The 16108-nt window shown below is 72.6% G+C and carries 13 protein-coding genes; 6 read left to right on the forward strand and 7 right to left on the reverse strand.

Translation table 11 applies throughout. The features are described from left to right. Positions 1–35: 35 nt before the first annotated feature. From gdhA to HHX31_RS21735, 3 genes are all read right to left on the reverse strand, one after another. Positions 36–1379 (reverse strand): NADP-specific glutamate dehydrogenase, encoded by a 1344-nt coding sequence (gdhA, locus tag HHX31_RS21725; protein ID WP_169950152.1) that lies wholly within the window; start codon positions 1377–1379, stop codon positions 36–38. A 66-nt stretch (positions 1380–1445) separates the two neighbouring features. Continuing rightward, positions 1446–2378, reverse strand: a complete 933-nt coding sequence (locus HHX31_RS21730) for a GNAT family N-acetyltransferase (protein WP_169950153.1) — start codon at positions 2376–2378, stop codon at positions 1446–1448. 200 nt (positions 2379–2578) lie between these two features. Further along, the gene (locus tag HHX31_RS21735) at positions 2579–3364 is read right to left on the reverse strand and encodes a hypothetical protein (RefSeq protein WP_211590123.1); all 786 of its coding nucleotides are present in this window, start codon (positions 3362–3364) and stop codon (positions 2579–2581) included. Positions 3365–3707: 343 nt separating this feature from the next. Between HHX31_RS21735 and HHX31_RS21740 the strand changes: the two genes are divergently transcribed. Continuing rightward, on the forward strand, positions 3708–5555 hold the full coding sequence (locus HHX31_RS21740; RefSeq protein ID WP_169950154.1) for a PQQ-dependent sugar dehydrogenase: 1848 nt from the start codon (positions 3708–3710) through the stop codon (positions 5553–5555). Between the two features lie 116 nt (positions 5556–5671). Continuing rightward, positions 5672–7210, forward strand: coding sequence for a PQQ-dependent sugar dehydrogenase (locus HHX31_RS21745; protein WP_169950155.1), 1539 nt, complete (start codon positions 5672–5674; stop codon positions 7208–7210). A gap of 12 nt (positions 7211–7222) precedes the next feature. Here HHX31_RS21745 and HHX31_RS21750 read toward each other — a convergent pair whose 3' ends face one another. The 3 genes from HHX31_RS21750 to HHX31_RS21760 form a co-directional block, all read right to left on the reverse strand. After that, positions 7223–7996 carry a thioesterase family protein gene (locus HHX31_RS21750; RefSeq protein WP_169950156.1) on the reverse strand — a complete coding sequence of 258 codons (774 nt, stop codon included), beginning with the start codon at positions 7994–7996 and terminating at the stop codon, positions 7223–7225. Between the two features lie 83 nt (positions 7997–8079). Continuing rightward, a complete protein-coding gene (locus tag HHX31_RS21755) occupies positions 8080–9462 on the reverse strand; it encodes a DEAD/DEAH box helicase (RefSeq protein WP_396711435.1) in 1383 nt (460 codons plus the stop codon). 387 nt (positions 9463–9849) lie between these two features. Beyond that, positions 9850–10056, reverse strand: coding sequence for a cold-shock protein (locus tag HHX31_RS21760; RefSeq protein ID WP_169950158.1), 207 nt, complete (start codon positions 10054–10056; stop codon positions 9850–9852). 317 nt (positions 10057–10373) lie between these two features. Between HHX31_RS21760 and HHX31_RS21765 the strand changes: the two genes are divergently transcribed. Beyond that, positions 10374–11345: an aldo/keto reductase gene (locus HHX31_RS21765; protein ID WP_169950159.1), complete on the forward strand. Its 972-nt coding sequence runs from the start codon at positions 10374–10376 to the stop codon at positions 11343–11345. 109 nt (positions 11346–11454) lie between these two features. On the opposite strand, the gene HHX31_RS21770 is transcribed toward HHX31_RS21765, so the two are convergent. After that, complete coding sequence (locus tag HHX31_RS21770; RefSeq protein ID WP_311932152.1) at positions 11455–12753, reverse strand: TIGR04013 family B12-binding domain/radical SAM domain-containing protein; 1299 nt, start codon at positions 12751–12753, stop codon at positions 11455–11457. Between the two features lie 101 nt (positions 12754–12854). Here HHX31_RS21770 and HHX31_RS21775 point away from each other — a divergent pair, with 101 nt between their 5' ends. Genes HHX31_RS21775 through polX form a run of 3 tightly spaced genes read left to right on the forward strand, consistent with a single transcriptional unit; the run spans position 12855 to position 16039 of the window. Then, positions 12855–13403: a GNAT family N-acetyltransferase gene (locus tag HHX31_RS21775; protein ID WP_169950160.1), complete on the forward strand. Its 549-nt coding sequence runs from the start codon at positions 12855–12857 to the stop codon at positions 13401–13403. 21 nt (positions 13404–13424) lie between these two features. Next, entirely contained in the window at positions 13425–14348 is a 924-nt protein-coding gene (locus HHX31_RS21780; RefSeq protein WP_169950161.1) for an alpha/beta hydrolase family protein, read from the forward strand. A gap of 5 nt (positions 14349–14353) precedes the next feature. Beyond that, positions 14354–16039: a DNA polymerase/3'-5' exonuclease PolX gene (polX, locus tag HHX31_RS21785; RefSeq protein ID WP_169950162.1), complete on the forward strand. Its 1686-nt coding sequence runs from the start codon at positions 14354–14356 to the stop codon at positions 16037–16039. Positions 16040–16108 lie beyond the last annotated feature (69 nt).

Genomic DNA, 16108 nt, shown 5'->3' on the forward strand with positions numbered 1-16108 from the left:
CGCCCGAGCGCCCGCCCGAGCACCCGGGCGGGCGCTCAGATGAGTCCGAGGGCGAGCATGGCGTCCGCCACCCGCCGGAAGCCGTCGATGTTGGCGCCCGCCACGTAGTCGCCCGGCATGCCGTACGTGTCGGCGGTCTCCAGGCATCGGGCGTGGATGTCGCTCATGATCTCCTGGAGCCGCCGCTCGGAGAACTCGAGCGTCCACGAGTCGCGGCTGGCGTTCTGCTGCATCTCCAGCGCGCTGGTGGCCACGCCGCCCGCGTTGGCGGCCTTGCCGGGGCCGAAGGCGACGCCGGCCTCCCGGAACACCCGGATGCCCTCGGGCATGGTGGGCATGTTGGCCCCCTCGCCGATCGCGACGCAGCCGCCCCGCACCAGCACCTCGGCGTCCTTGCCGGTGATCTCGTTCTGGGTGGCCGACGGCAGCGCCACCTCGCAGGGCACCTCCCACAGGCTGCGCCCGGACACGAACGCCGCCCCGCCGCCCCGCCGCTCGGCGTAGACGCTGAGGCGGCGGCGCTCGACCTCCTTGATCTGCTTGAGGAGACCGAGGTCGATGCCCTTCTCGTCCACCACGTAGCCGGAGGAGTCCGAGCAGGCCACGACGACGCCGCCCAGCTCGGTCACCTTCTCGATGGCGTAGATGGCGACGTTTCCGGAGCCCGAGACGATCGTCCGCTTGCCGTCGAACGAGGTGCCCCGCGCCTTGAGCATCTCCTCCACGAAGAACGCGCAGCCGTAGCCGGTGGCCTCGGTGCGGACCTGGGCGCCGCCGTAGGACAGCCCCTTGCCGGTGATCACTCCGGACTCGTACCGGTTGGTGATGCGCTTGTACTGGCCGAACAGGTAGCCGATCTCCCGCTGACCGACGCCGATGTCCCCGGCGGGCACGTCGGTGTACTCACCGATATGCCGGTACAGCTCGGTCATGAAGCTCTGGCAGAAGCGCATGATCTCCCGGTCGGAGCGGCCCTTCGGGTCGAAGTCCGCGCCTCCCTTGCCCGCGCCTATCGGCAGGCCGGTCAGGCTGTTCTTGAAGATCTGCTCCACGGCCAGGAACTTGATGATCCCGAGGTAGACCGAGGGGTGGAAGCGCAGCCCGCCCTTGTACGGCCCGAGGGCACTGTTGAACTCGACCCGGAAGCCTCGGTTGATGTGCACCTCACCCTGGTCGTCGTCCCAGGGCACCCGGAAGATGATCTGCCGCTCCGGCTCGAAGATCCGCTCAATGATCTTCTGCTCGGCGTACTCGGGGTGCTTGCCGAGGACCGGGCCGATGCTCTCAAGCACCTCGCGTACGGCCTGGTGGAACTCCGTCTCGCCCGGATTGCGGCGCAGGACGTTGTCGTACACCGCCTCGAGCCTCTCGTGCAGCATCAACTCTCCTTATTTCTGTTTCCTCCATATCACAGTAGAGGCATCCGGGTTGTGAGCAACGCGGTCTCAAGATCCGGGACGCAGGAGGGCCCGCCAGACGTCGATCACGAGCACGGAGCGCATGCCCACCGACCGGTAGAGGCCGAGCGCGGGGGTCGTGTTGTTGCCGTCCACGTGCAGGATCGTGCCCGCCCGGCCGCGCCGCTCGTCGGCCTCGAAGGCCCACGTGAGCAGCAGCCGGCCGAGACCGCGCCCGCGGAAGGCCGGGCGCGTCGCGAGCGTACGGACATAGCCGCAGTTCTCGTCGGGCACGAAGTGGTTCGTCCCGAGCAGCATGGCCGCGGGCTCGCCGTGCACGCGGGCCAGCAGAAGTTGCGTCCAGTCGTTCGCGCTTGACGCCTCCATCTCCCCGGCCCACTCCTCGAACGTCGCAGGCACGAACCCGAAGTGCTCGGCGAACGCCTCCTGCTGGACGGCGTGCGCCGCGCGCAGCACCTCCCCGCCGCCGGGCGAGCCCGCCTCGACCGTCACCCCGGGCAGGGAGAGGGGTCGTACGCCGGAGTGGTCGGCCCGCATGCGGTGGAAGCTCGTCGCGGGCGCGAAGCCGCGCTCCTTGGCGGCCTCGCGCATGACCGTGTCCTGCTCGTAGACGCTGACGTCCACCACGGCGTGGTCGTGCCCGGCCTCGCGGGCGAGGTGGCCTGCGCGGCCGAGCACCAGGTCCCACAGCAGCGCCGCCGCGCCCGGCTCCCTGGCCTGCACGTCGATGTCCACGTTGTCGCTTCCGCCCTTGCGCCTGGCGTAGCCCCAGCCGAGGAGCCGCCCGCCCGAGCCGATCACCCAGCTGTCGCGCTCCAGGTCCAGCTCACCGAGGGTGTCGGCGATGTCGTCGAGCGTCCAGTCGGGCTTGCCCGTCACCTGGATGTCGTGCTCGGCGACCAGGTCGTGGATCGCCGCCGCGTCGCCGGACACCGGACGCCGGATGTCGTAGTCGTTCATGCCGCTGTTTCTACGCATCGCGACTTGTGGGCGGCTTGCCGAGGAGTTGGCGGCGCCCCGCGCATCCCCAGGGACCTCGGAGCCGGTTGCCTACCGGGGGACGGCGGCGGGTTCGAACAGCACCCTGGCCCGCACCTGCCGGAACCCGCTCCGTTCGAGATCGGCCGTCGCCTCCGCCCGATGCGCGTCCACGTCGGCGATCACCTCCATGGCACCGCCGCCGAGCAGCGCCCGGACCGCCTCGGCCAGGAGTTCACCCCGGGCCGCCCCGTCGAGCACGCCGAGATAGACGACGAGGGATAGCACGCGTCCCCCGCCGTTCCGGCCAGGCCGATCGGCTCTCCCGCGTCCAGCGCCACCCGCCATCGGCAGAGCGGCCCCGTCCACCAGGCCAGCGGATCCGTGGCCGTGTCGACGCCGGCGACCGCCCGCGCGATCTCGGCGCCCGTCAGCAGGTCCGGCTCCGCGATCCGCGCAACCAGGGCGCGGATCTCCGCCGCGCCGCCGGCCGGGCGGAAGGTGTACCGCCCGGAGGGCGCCGGGGGCGGCGTGCCCGTCCACGAGTATCTGAGCCGCTCACCACGCTCGGCCAGGCCGGCGAGGCGGGCCGCGGCCATCGGCGCCTCCACCACGGCGAGGACCTCCGGCCTGTCGCGCCAGTGCGGCGGCAGGGCGGCGTAGTACGCCCCCGGCCCGCCGAGCGCCTGGTGCGCGGCGCGCAGCAGCGCGGCGCCCACCTCCGGCTCGGCGTCCAGGTCGAAACGCTCCAGCCAGGGAGCGCCGGCGGCGCCCGGCGGCAGGAGCCAGGCCGCCCGGCCGACGACACGCCCGGCACGCAGGGCGACCCAGGTGTTCTCGGGCCGGTAGCCGCCGCCGGCGATGCCCTCGGCATAGCCGACCTGGCGCAACTGGGGCAGCGGATCGGGCATGGAGTCGAACAGGCTCTCCTCGCCCGCGACCAGCGGGCGGATGACCACGTCGGTCATTGGTTGATCCTCCGGGAAGGCGGACGCCCCGGATCAGATCCGCGCGGACGCCGGAACGCGGACGGGGCGCAGAACATCGGACATTGTTCTGACCTCCCTCCGGCTCGACGGCGTACCCGGAACCTACTCGCCGCGTTCGCGGGCCGCAAGACCGCCGATCATCGGGACGCCCGCGATCGCGCCGGCCTGCCGCGGGCCGCGTGAAAGTTTCCCGGGCGGGACCCGGACGGCGGGCGTACGCGCAGGTCGGAGAACAGGCGCCCACCGGGCGGTTGCCCCGGGCACGGCGGGCGCTTTCGATGACCTTGAGCCGGAAGCCCCCGTCCCGCCCCGGGAGCATGTGATGCCCAAGCGACTGTCCGCGGCATTCTCCGTCGTCGTCTGCGCCGTGGTCGCCGCGGCGGCGCTCGTCGTGACCAGGCCGGCCCCGGCGGACGCGGGGACGGGCGGGTTCGACTTCACGCGGGCGCAGATCGTCGCGACGAACCTGCGGGTGCCCTGGGGCATGGCCTTCCTCCCCGACGGCAGCGCGCTCGTCTCGGAACGCGACACCGCGATCATCGTGCGGGTGCGTCCCGGATCCTCGCCGGAACAGGTGGCCATGGTCCCGAACGTGAAGCCGGGCGGCGAGGGCGGCCTGCTCGGCCTCGCGCTCTCCCCCACGTTCGCGCAGGACCAGATGGTCTACGCGTACTACACCAGCGCATCGGACAACCGGGTGGTCCGGTTCAGGCTCGGCGCCCCGCAGAGCCAGCAGGTGATCCTCGCCGGCATCCCCCGGGGCCAGTCGCGCAACGGCGGGCGCATCGCGTTCGGCCCGGACGGCCTGCTGTACGTGGCCACAGGCGACGCCGGATACCCGGCGAACGCCCAGGGATCGAGCCTCGGCGGCAAGATCCTGCGCGTCACCCGGGACGGCGCGGTCCCAGCGACCAACCCGTACTCCGGCTCGCCCGTCTACAGCTACGGCCACAGCAACGTCCAGGGGCTCGCCTGGGACGAGGCCGACCGGCTGTACGCCACCGAACTCGGCCAGAACACCACCGACGAGATCAACCACATCCTGCCGGGACGCAACTACGGCTGGCCCTCCTGCGAGGGCGTGTGCGGCAACCCCAACCTCGTGAACCCCCTGGTGACCTGGAACTCGGCCGAGGCCTCGCCCAGCGGCCTCGCCCACGCCAACGGCACGCTCTTCGCCGCCGCCCTCGCCGGCAAGCGGCTGTGGACGGTGCCGGTCAGCGGAGGCGTCAGGACGGGCGATCCTGCGGCCGAACTGCGGGGCTCGCCGGGCCGGCTGCGCACCGTGGCGGTCGGGCCCGACGGATGGCTCTGGGTGACGACGAGCAACCGCGACGGCAGGGGGGCGGCCGGCCCCGGCGACGACCTGGTCCTCCGGATCCCGCCGGTCGGCACGTGGCCGCCGGGGAGTTCGTCGCCCTCGCCGTCGCCCATCCCGTCGCCAACGCCGTCACCCTCGTCGCCCGGCGGCCAGTCGCCGTGCCCCTCCCCCTCGTCGAGCCCTCCGCCGCCGAGCCCGTCGCCTTCTCCCAGCCCGTCGCCTTCTGCCAGCCCGTCGCCTTCTGCCAGCCCGTCGGCGTCCCCCAGCGCCTCCGCCTCCGCCAACCCTTCGCCCTCCCCCAGCCCTTCACCGTCCCCAAGCCCGTCGCCCAGCCCTTCCCCCAGTCCGTCGGCGTCGCCCAGCCCGTCGGCGTGTCCCTCGCCGTCGCCAAGCCCTTCACCGTCGCCGAGCCCCTCGCCGTGCCCCTCCCCCTCGCTCGGCGCGTCACCCTCGCCGTCGCCCTGGCCGTCGGTGTCGGCGAGCCCGTCGCCGTGCGCCTCGCCGTCACCCGCCGCGTCGCCCTCGCCCAGCCCGGCGCCCAGCCGGACGTGTGAGGCGACGATCCGGCTCTACCTGACGTGGGCGGCGGCCCCGTGGGGCGAGCTGACGGTGCGGAACACGGGAGTCCTGCCGATCAACTCGTGGATCGTCACCTTCACGGTCCCCGCCGGTCTGACCTACGTGCACATGGGGGACGGCAACTACGCCCCGCCGGGAACCACGGTGACCGTCACCAGCCTGTCTTACAACGGAGTGCTGCCGCCGGGCGCGTCGATCACGCGGCAGTTCGCGATCGGCTGGAACAGCGGCGCCGTCCAGGCGCCGACGGCCACCTGCACCGCCATCTGACGCCCGCCCGTCCCGCCCGCGCCCCGGCCCCGTACGCGTGTCGGCCGGGGCGCGGGCGCGGCGGAGGTGTTCGATCGGACCTGAGCCGGAAACCACGTATCGACCTGGAGCCTTCGATGTCCAAGCCTCTCGCCACGGCACTCGCGGCCGCACTCGGCGCGGTGCTCGCCTCCGCCGCGCTCGTCGCGACCGGGCCCGCTCCGGCGGGCGCGGCCACCGGCGGATTCGACTTCACCCGGGCGCAGGCCGCCACCACGGGCCTCCGGGCGCCCTGGGGCATGGCCTTCCTCCCCGACGGCAGCGCCCTCGTCTCGGAACGCGACACCGCGACCATCGCGCAGGTGCGACCAGGATCCGCGCCCGTGCGGGTGGCCACCGTCCCGAACGTGTCGCCGGGGGGCGAGGGCGGCCTGCTCGGCATCGCCGTCTCCCCCTCCTACGCCCAGGACCAGTGGGTCTACGCCTATTTCACCTCCGCCTCCGACAACCGGGTGGTCCGGTTCAGGCTCGGCTCCCCGCAGACCCAGCAGGCGATCCTCACGGGCATCCCCCGCGCCCAGTTCCACAACGGCGGGCGCATCGCGTTCGGCCCCGACGGCATGCTGTACGTCAGCACCGGCGACGCGGGGACCACCGCCAACGCCCAGGACCTGAACAGCACCGGCGGCAAGATCCTCCGGATGCGGCCCGACGGCACGGTCCCGGCGGACAACCCGTTCTCCGGCTCGCGGGTCTACAGCTACGGCCACCGCAACGTGCAGGGGCTCGCCTGGGACGAGAGCGGCCGGCTGTACGCCACCGAGTTCGGCCAGAACACCACGGACGAGATCAACCACATCCAGCCGGGACGCAACTACGGCTGGCCGGTCTGCGAGGGCGTGTGCGGCGACTCGCGCTACACCAACCCCATCCAGACCTGGAGCACCTCGGAGGCCTCGCCCAGCGGCCTCGCCTACGCCAACGGCACGCTCTTCGCCGCGGCGCTGCGCGGGACGCGGCTGTGGGCGGTCCCGGTCAGCGGGGGCAGCAGGTCGGGCACGCCGGTGAGCGAGTTCCAGGGCACGTACGGACGCCTGCGCGCCGTGACCGTGGGCCCGGACGGATGGCTCTGGGTGGCGACGAGCAACCGCGACGGCAGGGGGACCCCGGCCGCCGACGACGACCGGATCATCCGCGTCCCGCCGGCGGGCGGCCCCTCGCCGTCGCCGAGCCCTTCACCGAGCCCTTCACCGAGCCCTTCACCGTCGGCCAGCCCGTCGCCGTCACCGTCGCCGAGTCCCTCGCCGTCGCCCAGCGTCTCTCCCTCCGCCCGCCCCTCGCCCGGCGTCTCGCCGTCGGCCGGTCCGCGCGCGTGCTCGGCGTCGTACCAGGTGGTCAACCAGTGGCAGGGCGGCTTCCAGGGCGAGCTGACGGTGCGCAACACGGGAACCGCGGCGACGTCGTCGTGGACCGTCACCCTGACCTTCCCCAACGGCCAGCGCGTCACGCAGATGTGGGGCGGGCTCTTCACCCAGTCGGGTGCGACGGTCACCGTCACCAACGAGTCCTGGAACGGCACGCTCGCGCCGAACGCGTCGACGACGGCCGGTTTCCTCGCGAGCTGGTCCGGCGGCGCCAACGGGACCCCGGCGCCCGTGACCTGTACGGCCGCCTGACGCCCGCCCGGGTCAGCGTGGCCCGACGAAGAGGGTCTGGGTGGCCGTGCCGACCTCGCCCGACTGGTCGAACAGCGTGGTGCGGGTGAGCCCGCGCCCCTGCGGCCCGATCGTCGTGGCGGCGTCCAGGCAGATCCACTCCCCTTCGGGGGCGCGGAACAGCGAGATGGTGAGGTCCACGTTGGCGAAGAGATAGGCGTCGAAGTCCAGGACGCCGCTGATGCCGCTGGCGCTGTCGGCGAACATCGCGAGCCGTTCCAGCGGCGTGATGTCCTCGCCCTCGACCAGTGGCACCCGGGCCCTGCCCCACGCCACGGCGGGCCCGGGCTCGTCCGCTGAGCCCTTGACGAACCGCCAGTCCGTGGCCCTGCCGTACCCGAAGCCCCGGGCGATCCAGGAGCCGGCGTCATCGGGGACGGGCGGCGGGACCGGCGCGGGCGGCGGCGCGGCCTCGCTGGCCGGGCTGCCGGCTTCCCTGATGCGCCAGACGGTCGCCCTGACCAGCTCACGCCCGCCGGAGACGACGGAGGCGCCGAGACACTGCACCCGCCTGCCGTCCCTGATCATCTCGGTGCGCACGTCCACCTCGGCCACCGGCACGGGCGCGAACACGTCCACCGCCAGCCGGGCCGCCGCAGGCCCGGGAAAGCGGCCGGGGACGCGGGCGATCTCGTGCACCAGCAGCGCGGTGACCGGCCCCATGTGCTGATGTCCCGGATCCCACGGCCCTTGGGTGTGCTCCGTCGCCTGGTACCGGCCCTCGCCGAGCGGGACGTACATCGCCATGGAACAAGATTCTAGAGGCGGTCACGAAGCGCGGCCGGGCCCGGTCGGGCCCGGCCGGTCAGGACGTGACCCCACGTCCACCGCTATCTGTAGCGCCTGGTGCTCCGTCCCGGCCTGCGGCTCGCGACCGGTGCGCTGATGGTCACGGGGATCCCCGAGGGGGCCTGGGCGCCCGTGATGCGCTGGAGTTCGGCCTCGCCGGAGCAGACCTGGCTGGTCTGCGGGACGATCCCGGCGTCGGCCATCAACCGGGCCATCGCACGGCGCTGGTTGGGCAGGACGAGGGTGACGACGCTGCCGGACTCGCCGGCGCGGGCGGTGCGGCCGCCGCGGTGCAGGTAGTCCTTGGGGTCGCTGGGCGGGTCGACGTTGACGACGAGGTCGAGGTTGTCGACGTGGATGCCGCGCGCCGCGACGTTGGTCGCCACCAGCACCGTGACGTGACCGGTCTTGAACTGGGCGAGGGTGCGGGTGCGCTGGGGCTGGGACTTGCCCCCGTGGAGCGCGGCGGCGCGCACGCCGCTGTCCAGCAGGTTCTGGGTGAGCCGGTCCACGGCGTGCTTGGTGTCCAGGAACATGATCACCCTGCCGTCGCGGGCGGCGATCTCCACAGTGGTGGCCAGCTTGTCGGCGCCCTGGATGTGCAGCACGTGGTGCTCCATCGTGGTCACCGCGCCCGCCGAGGGGTCGACCGAGTGGACCACGGGATCGGTCAGGTAGCGGCGCACCAGCAGGTCGACGTTGCGGTCCAGCGTGGCGGAGAACAGCATCCGCTGGCCCGAGGGGCGCACCTGGTCGAGGAGGTAGGTGATCTGCGGCATGAAGCCCATGTCGGCCATCTGGTCGGCCTCGTCCAGCACGGTGATGCCGACCTGGTCGAGGCGGCAGTCGCCACGCTCGATGAGGTCCCTGAGCCGTCCGGGGGTCGCGACGACGACCTCGGCGCCCTCACGCAGGGCGCCGGCCTGCCGGCCGATCGACATGCCGCCGACGACGGCGGCCATCCGCAGCCGCAGCGACCGGGCGTACGGAGTGAGCGCGTCGGTGACCTGCTGGGCCAGTTCCCGGGTGGGGACGAGGATCAGGGCCAGCGGCCGCCGCGACTCCGCGCGCTGTCCGAAGGTGCGGGCGAGCAGGGCCAGGCCGAAGGCGAGGGTCTTGCCCGACCCGGTGCGGCCCCGCCCGAGGACGTCCCGGCCCGCCAGGGAGTTCGGCAGCGTGGCCGCCTGGATCGGGAACGGCTCGTGCACACCCTGGCTGGTGAGCGTCTTGTTCAGCGCGGGCGGCATGCCCAGTTCGGCGAACGTCGCGGCCTCCGGCAGGGCCGGGGTGACGCTGACCGGCAGCGCGAACTCCCCCTGGAGCCCGGCGGGGCGCCGGCCGTGCCCGCCGCCGGAACGCCCGGGTGCGCCGGAACGGCTCAGCGTCTGCCCGCCGAATCGGTCGCCCCTGCCGGAGCCGCCCATGCGGGAGGAGGAGGAGGAATAGCGATCGTGCTTGCGAGTTGCGTGGTTCATGGAGAACCTTCCTGGATGCGGCACGTGCCAGGTGAATCCAGGCGCCATGAACGGCACAAGAATGGCGAGCACGAACCGGAAAATACGAGCCGTCAGGGAACTATCCGGGCTCGTGTGTGTCGAAATAATCGGCACTTGCCGAAATGAGCTGCTGCGGCGATGCCGATCAGCGGGCTGGAGCGGACTGATGCCCGGCCCGGACCTCAGTGGTCCGTCCGGTGTGCCGCGAAAGAGCGAACCTGCCCTGTGAGGCCGTCACGGCGTAGTGGACGGCCGGAAGCGACACCGGGGCCCACACCCTGACGGCGCGGGCCCCGGTCGCGTGACGCGCCGGCGTCAGGCGGCGACGATGTTCTCCGCCTGCGGGCCCTTCTGGCCCTGCGTGACGTCGAAGGCGACCTTCTGGCCCTCGCGCAGCTCACGGTAGCCGCCGTTGGAGACGATGTTGGAGTAGTGCGCGAAGACGTCGGCGCCGCCGCCGTCCTGCTCGATGAAGCCGAAGCCCTTTTCTGCGTTGAACCACTTCACGGTGCCAGAAGCCATGGAGATCTCCTTAGTCAGGTGTCAAGCCGAAACCCGCATCGGGCGGGTTCCGCGTCGCCGCGATAGGCCCACACCCGGAGAAGACCGGAAAACAAAAATGCACCTGAGGTTACATACCGTCAGGTGCACACAAGTTTTATGGGTACCACAACTGCAACTGAAATCAGATTAGCACACGAAGCGCGATGCCACGAATCCCGCGCCGCCGGCGGCGCCGTTCGACTCGCTCTCGCCCGCCACTTCGCCGCCGCGGACGCCTCCGGACGATCAGCCGACGGCCCTCCCCCGCCACATGATGGGCGAAATAAGGTGCTGACATGAAATATCGACGACTCGGCACCACCGGCCTCAAGGTCAGCAGGATCTGCCTCGGCATGATGAGCTACGGAGAGCCGGCCAAGGGGGGCGGCTGGGCCCTGAACGAGGAGCAGGCCGAGCCCATCGTGCGCCGGGCGGCCGAGGGCGGCGTGACCTTCTTCGACACCGCGGACATCTACTCGGGCGGCGTCAGCGAGGAGGTCACCGGACGGCTGCTGCGGAGGATCTTCCCCCGGCGCGACGACTACGTGCTCGCCACCAAGGTCTACTTCCCGATGGGCGAGGGCCGCAACGACTACGGCCTGTCGCGCAAGCACGTCATGTCGGCCATCGACGCCTCCCTCACCCGCCTCGGCACCGACCACGTCGACCTCTACCAGATCCACCGGTGGGACCCGACGACACCCGTCGAGGAGACCATGGAGGCGCTCCACGACATCGTCAAGGCCGGCAAGGCCCGCTACATCGGCGCCTCCAGCATGTGGGCCTGGCAGTTCGCGAAGGCCCAGCACGCGGCGGACAAGCGCGGCTGGACCCGGTTCGTCTCGATGCAGAACCACTACAACCTGCTGCACCGGGAGGAGGAGCGGGAGATGGTCCCGCTGTGCGCCGACCAGGGCGTGGGGCTCATCCCGTGGAGCCCGCTCGCCCGCGGCCTGCTGGCCCGCGCGGGCACGCAGGCCGACACCGCGCGGCAGGTCGGCGACGGCCCCCGGCAGGAGCAGCTGTACGGCGGGGGCGACGCGGCCATCCTGGACCGGGTGGCGCGGACGGCGGCCGACCGCGGCGTGGCCCCGGCGACCGTGGCCCTCGCCTGGCTGCTCAGCCGGCCCGCCGTGGTGGCCCCGATCGTGGGCGCCACCAAGGACGGCCACGTGGACGACGCGCTCGCCGCGGTGGACCTGGAGCTCACCGACAAGGAGATCGCCTTCCTGGAGGAGCCCTACCAGACCCGGCCGCAGCAGTTCTGAGCCACGCCTCCCGCCGGGCCCTACCGGGGCTCGGCCGGGAAGCGTCCGGCGGATGCCGCCCACGCGCGGCATGGGCCGGGCTCCGCCGGACACCACCCGGCGGCGGACGTCAGCGGTCGGTGGTGCGGCGGCGCCGGGCGCGGCGCGGGTACGCCTTGGCCGTCTCGGCCAGCCGCGCAGCGTGCTCGGCCTGCTTGCGCCAGTGCCCGTACGCGTCGCCGCGCTGGGCGAGCCGGTCCAGCTCGCGCATCGTGTCCAGCGGGATGAACGCGGGCTCGGCGTCCCGCCACGGCGTGCCGGGCAGCGGCATGAAGGTGTGGGTGTGGATGCGCGCCCCGAGATCGGCCAGGTCGGCGGCGAGCCGCAGCGACGCGTCCTGGTCCTCCGGCGACTCTCCCGGCAGCCCGAAGATGAAGTCGACGTTCGGGCGGAAGCCGTGCTCCACGGCGATGCGCACGGCGTCGCGGACCGGCCCGCTGCCGTGGCCGCGCCCGGCCTCGGCCAGCACGCGGTCGGAGCCCGACTGCGCTCCGATGATGATGTTGTCGTTCGCCACGTATCGCTTGAGCAGCCGCATCGCCTCGGGCGTCACGTGCTCGGGGCGGATCTCCGAGGGGAAGCTGCCGAAGAACACCCGCCCGTTCGCCGGCAGCTCCTCCTTCACCCCCGCAAGCAGTTCCTCCACGGCGTCCAGCGCCGGCTCCGTCCCCTGCGTGCCGTACGAGAGGGAGGTGGGGGTGATGAAGCGGACGTCGCGCAGGCCGTGGGCCGCCATCTTGCGGACGTGCTCGCGCACGCTGTCCACGCCGCGGTGCCGGAACCTGCCGCCGAACATGAAAGGCGTCTGGCAGAAGCGGCACGTGTAGGCGCAGCCGCGCGTGATCTCGATCGGCCCGAAGTGGCGGCGCCGGTCGGGAAAGGACGGGAAGGCGTCGAGCGGCAGTTGCGGGGCGGGCGGCGTGCGCAGGGCGACGCCGTCGGCGTCGCGCACCGCCAGGCCGGGCACGGTGGTGAGCGGCCGGTCCGCGCGCAGCGCCTCGACCAGCGCGACGATCGTCGGCTCGCCCTCGCCGATCGCGGCGAGATCCCAGCCGGCGTCGAGGACCTGCTGCGGCTCGGCGGTGGCGTGCACCCCGCCGGCGATGTGCAGGACCCTGGGATCGTCGGCGATGGCGCGCACGGCGGCCAGTTCGGCGGCCATCGCCTCGGCGTCGGGCGAGTAGAACGACCACAGGACCAGCACCCGGTCCGCCGGGCTCTCCGCGATGTGCGCCGCGGTCTCCTCCGGGGTGGTCCCGAGCCGCAGGTCGCACTCCGCCTTGGCGGTCTCCAACGCGCCGAGCAGCGCGTTCACGCCGTACGTCACGGCCTTGCGGTGGCGGACCACCACGGACACATCGAGGCTCACCCCTGGCAGGGTAGTGCCACCGCCCGCCGCCTCCGGCACCACCGGAACGCCCGGTGGAAAACGCGTTGCCCGCGGGCGGGCGCGGCAGGCAGGCTGGCGGGATGCTGATCCGACGGGAGACCCCCGGCGACGTCGATTCCGTCCGCGCGGTCGTCGCCGCCGCGTTCGCGCCCACCCAGGCGGTCCCCGGCCACGGCGGCGCGGACGGGCCGCCGGTCGAGGTGAGGTTGCTCGACGAGTTGCGCGCCGACCCCGGCTGGCTGCCGGAGCTGTCGCTCGTCGCGCCCGCGCCGGGCGGCGGGATCGCGGGCCACGTCGTCTGCACGAGGGCCCACGTGGACGCCGTGCCGGTGCTCGGGCTCGGGACGCTGGCCGTGCATCCCGACCACCAGCGGCGGGGTGTGGGCTCCGCGCTCGTGCACGCCGTGCTCGGGGCCGCCGAGGCGCTGGGCGAACCGCTGGTCGCGCTGCTCGGCGACCCCGCGTACTACTCGCGCTTCGGCTTCGAGCACTCGCGGACGTACGGCGTGACGGCCCCCGAGCCGCAGTGGGGGAAGTACTTCCAGGTCCGGGTCTTCGGACGACCGGTCCCCCCGCCTCGTGGGCGGTTCTCCTACGCGGCGCCCTTTTCCAGGGTTGACGGCGGGTGACCGGTGTGACATGCAGCTCTTGTGAAGAAGATCCCGACGTGGCTCGTGCTCGTCGCCCTGGCGACCGGCTGCCAGGGCACCGCGGAGTCCGCGCCGCCGCCCCCCGCCCGCTCCTCGGCCACGATCGTCTCCCAGGAGGCCGTGGACGAGCGGACGGACAAACTGGTGATCGAATCCCCGGCGACGGGCGGGCCGCGCTCTGTGTGGGTGCTGAAGCCCGTCGGCTGGAAGCCGGGGTCCACCGGCTGGCGCGGGCTGTACCTGCTGCACGGCTGCTGCGCGGGCGGCGCCTGGGACTGGCTCAGGACCGGTGAGGTGGCCCGGCTGACCACCCGCCTCGACGCCGTCGTCGTCGTCCCCGAGGGCGGTTCCATGGGCTGGTACGCCGACTGGCGCGACGGCCCCGGCTGGGAGACGTTCCACATGACCGAGGTGCCCCGCCTGGTCGAGCCGAGGTACGGCGTCGGCACGCGCCGCGCGGTCGCCGGTTTCTCCATGGGCGGTCTCGGCGCGTTCGCCTACGCGGCCAGGCACCCGGGGGTGTTCGAGGCCGCCGCGTCGTTCTCCGGGGTGCTCGACACCCGCGAGGACGTCCGCGGCTACCGGTCGTTCATGGCGGACAACGGCGTGGACACCGAGGACCTGTGGGGTGAGCCGAGCGCCTGGGCGGAGCACAATCCCGCCGACCTGGCCGGGCGGCTGAAGGGCCTGCGCCTCTACGCGTCCAGCGGCGACGGCGAGCCGGGCCCGCTGGACCCCGGTGGCCCTGGCGACGGGGTGATCGACCACACCGAGGCCGCGATCATGCGGCAGAACCGGAACTTCGCCAGGGCCGCCGAGAAGGCCGGAGTGAAGGTGACGACGGATTTCTACGGAAACGGCACGCATACCTGGGCGTACTGGATGCGTTCGTTCGAACGCGCGCTGCCGCTTCTTCTACCCTGAGACGCATGGGACGGGCCAATGACGAGGCGGCGGCCGCGCTGCAGGAGTACGCCGAGCTCTTCGCGCTGAACGGCGGGGACGCCTTCCGTGTGCGCAGCTACCAGAGGGCGGCCAAGTCCATCGCGGGCTTCCCCGAGGACCTCACCGGGGAGAGCCTGCGGTCGATCCCCGGCGTGGGCGAGGCGATCGCCAAGAAGATCGAGGAGTTCCTGGAGCGCGGGAGCTTCCGCCAGCTCGACGACCTGCGCGCCCGGGTGCCCGAGGGGGTCCGCAGGCTGACCCGGATCCCGTCGCTCGGCCCGAAGAAGGCGCTGTTCCTGTTCCAGGAACTCGGCGTCGACTCCCCCGCCGCGCTCGCCGAGGCGATCCGGGCCGGCCGCCTGAACGGCCTGCGCGGCTTCGGCGCCAAGACAGAGGAGAACCTGCTTAAGGGCATCGAGCACATGGAGCGCTCGGGCGGCCGGGTCCACCTCGGCGTCGCGGCCGACCTGGCCGACCGGGTCATCGCGTCGCTGCCCGCCGACCGCATCGCCTTCGCCGGGTCGCTGCGCCGGATGAGCGAGACCATCGGCGACATCGACGTGCTCGCCGTGGGCGACCCCGCCCTGATGGAGCTGTTCGCGCGGCAGCCGTATGTCACCGAGGTCATCGCGAAGGGCGAGCGGAAGACCTCGGTCAGGACCGACCGCGGCCTCCAGGTGGACCTGCGGCTGGTCCCCGCCGAGTCGTGGGGCGCGGCGATGATCTATTTCACCGGCAGCAAGGAGCACAACGTCCGCATCCGGGAGATGGCGGTCAAGAAGGGCTGGAAGCTGTCGGAGTACGGCCTGTTCGACGGCGACCGCGTCATCGCCTCGGAGACCGAGGAGGAGATCTACAACGCGCTCGGCATGCAGTGGGTGCCTCCCACGCTGCGCGAGGACGGCGGCGAGGTGGAGGCCGCGCTGCGCGACGAGCTGCCGCGCCTGGTCGAGCTGCACGACCTGCGGGGCGACCTGCACACCCACACCGACCTGACCGACGGGATCGCCTCGCTGGAGGACATGGTCGCCGCCGCCGCGATGCGCGGCTACTCCTACTACGCGGTGACCGACCACGCACCCGACCTGGTCATGCAGCGGATGACCCTCGACAAGGCGCTCGCCCAGCGCGCCCGCATCGCCGAGCTGCAGAAGAGCTACCCGGCCATGCGGTTGCTGCACGGCAGCGAGCTGAACATCGCCCCGGACGGCTCGGTCGACTGGCCGGCCGAGGTGCTCGCCGGCTTCGACGTCTGCGTCGCGTCGGTGCACTCGCACTTCACCCAGTCGCGGGAGGAGATGACCCGCCGCTTCATCGCGGCGTGCGAGAACCCGCACGTCCACGTCATCGGCCACCCGACGACCCGGAAGATCGGCAAGCGGCCGCCGGTGGACGCGGACTGGGAGACGGTGTTCCGCGCCGCCGCCAGGACCGGCACGATCATGGAGATCGACTCCTACCCCGACCGCGCCGACCTGCCCTCCGACCTGGTGCGGCTCGCCCGTCACCACGGCGTGAAGTTCTCGATCGACAGCGACTCCCACGCGATCCCCCACCTGGCCCACCAGAGGTTCGGCGTCGGCATCGCGCAGCGGGCCTGGCTCACCCCCGACGACGTGGTCAACACCTGGCCCCTCGACCGCCTGCTGGCCCACCTGGGCAGGGCCTGACCACACCGCTCGGCCGCCCCTTGAGCCATGAGCCGGGCGGAGCGCGGAGTCCCTCGGGCAGGTCACGGT

Source organism: Microbispora sp. H11081 (assembly GCF_012999535.1).
GTDB lineage: Bacteria > Actinomycetota > Actinomycetes > Streptosporangiales > Streptosporangiaceae > Microbispora.

Bases quoted from the DNA above. Each gene is read 5' to 3' on its own strand.
- HHX31_RS21730 (WP_169950153.1), bottom strand. From the start codon at position 2,378: ATGAACGACTACGACATCCGGCGTCCGGTGTCCGGCGACGCGGCGGCG.
- HHX31_RS21755 (WP_396711435.1), bottom strand. From the start codon at position 9,462: ATGGGCGGCTCCGGCAGGGGCGACCGATTCGGCGGGCAGACGCTGAGC.
- HHX31_RS21765 (WP_169950159.1), top strand. From the start codon at position 10,374: ATGAAATATCGACGACTCGGCACCACCGGCCTCAAGGTCAGCAGGATC.
- HHX31_RS21745 (WP_169950155.1), top strand. From the start codon at position 5,672: ATGTCCAAGCCTCTCGCCACGGCACTCGCGGCCGCACTCGGCGCGGTG.
- HHX31_RS21735 (WP_211590123.1), bottom strand. From the start codon at position 3,364: ATGACCGACGTGGTCATCCGCCCGCTGGTCGCGGGCGAGGAGAGCCTG.
- polX (WP_169950162.1), top strand. From the start codon at position 14,354: ATGGGACGGGCCAATGACGAGGCGGCGGCCGCGCTGCAGGAGTACGCC.
- HHX31_RS21760 (WP_169950158.1), bottom strand. From the start codon at position 10,056: ATGGCTTCTGGCACCGTGAAGTGGTTCAACGCAGAAAAGGGCTTCGGC.
- HHX31_RS21750 (WP_169950156.1), bottom strand. From the start codon at position 7,996: ATGGCGATGTACGTCCCGCTCGGCGAGGGCCGGTACCAGGCGACGGAG.
- HHX31_RS21775 (WP_169950160.1), top strand. From the start codon at position 12,855: ATGCTGATCCGACGGGAGACCCCCGGCGACGTCGATTCCGTCCGCGCG.
- HHX31_RS21740 (WP_169950154.1), top strand. From the start codon at position 3,708: ATGCCCAAGCGACTGTCCGCGGCATTCTCCGTCGTCGTCTGCGCCGTG.
- gdhA (WP_169950152.1), bottom strand. From the start codon at position 1,379: ATGCTGCACGAGAGGCTCGAGGCGGTGTACGACAACGTCCTGCGCCGC.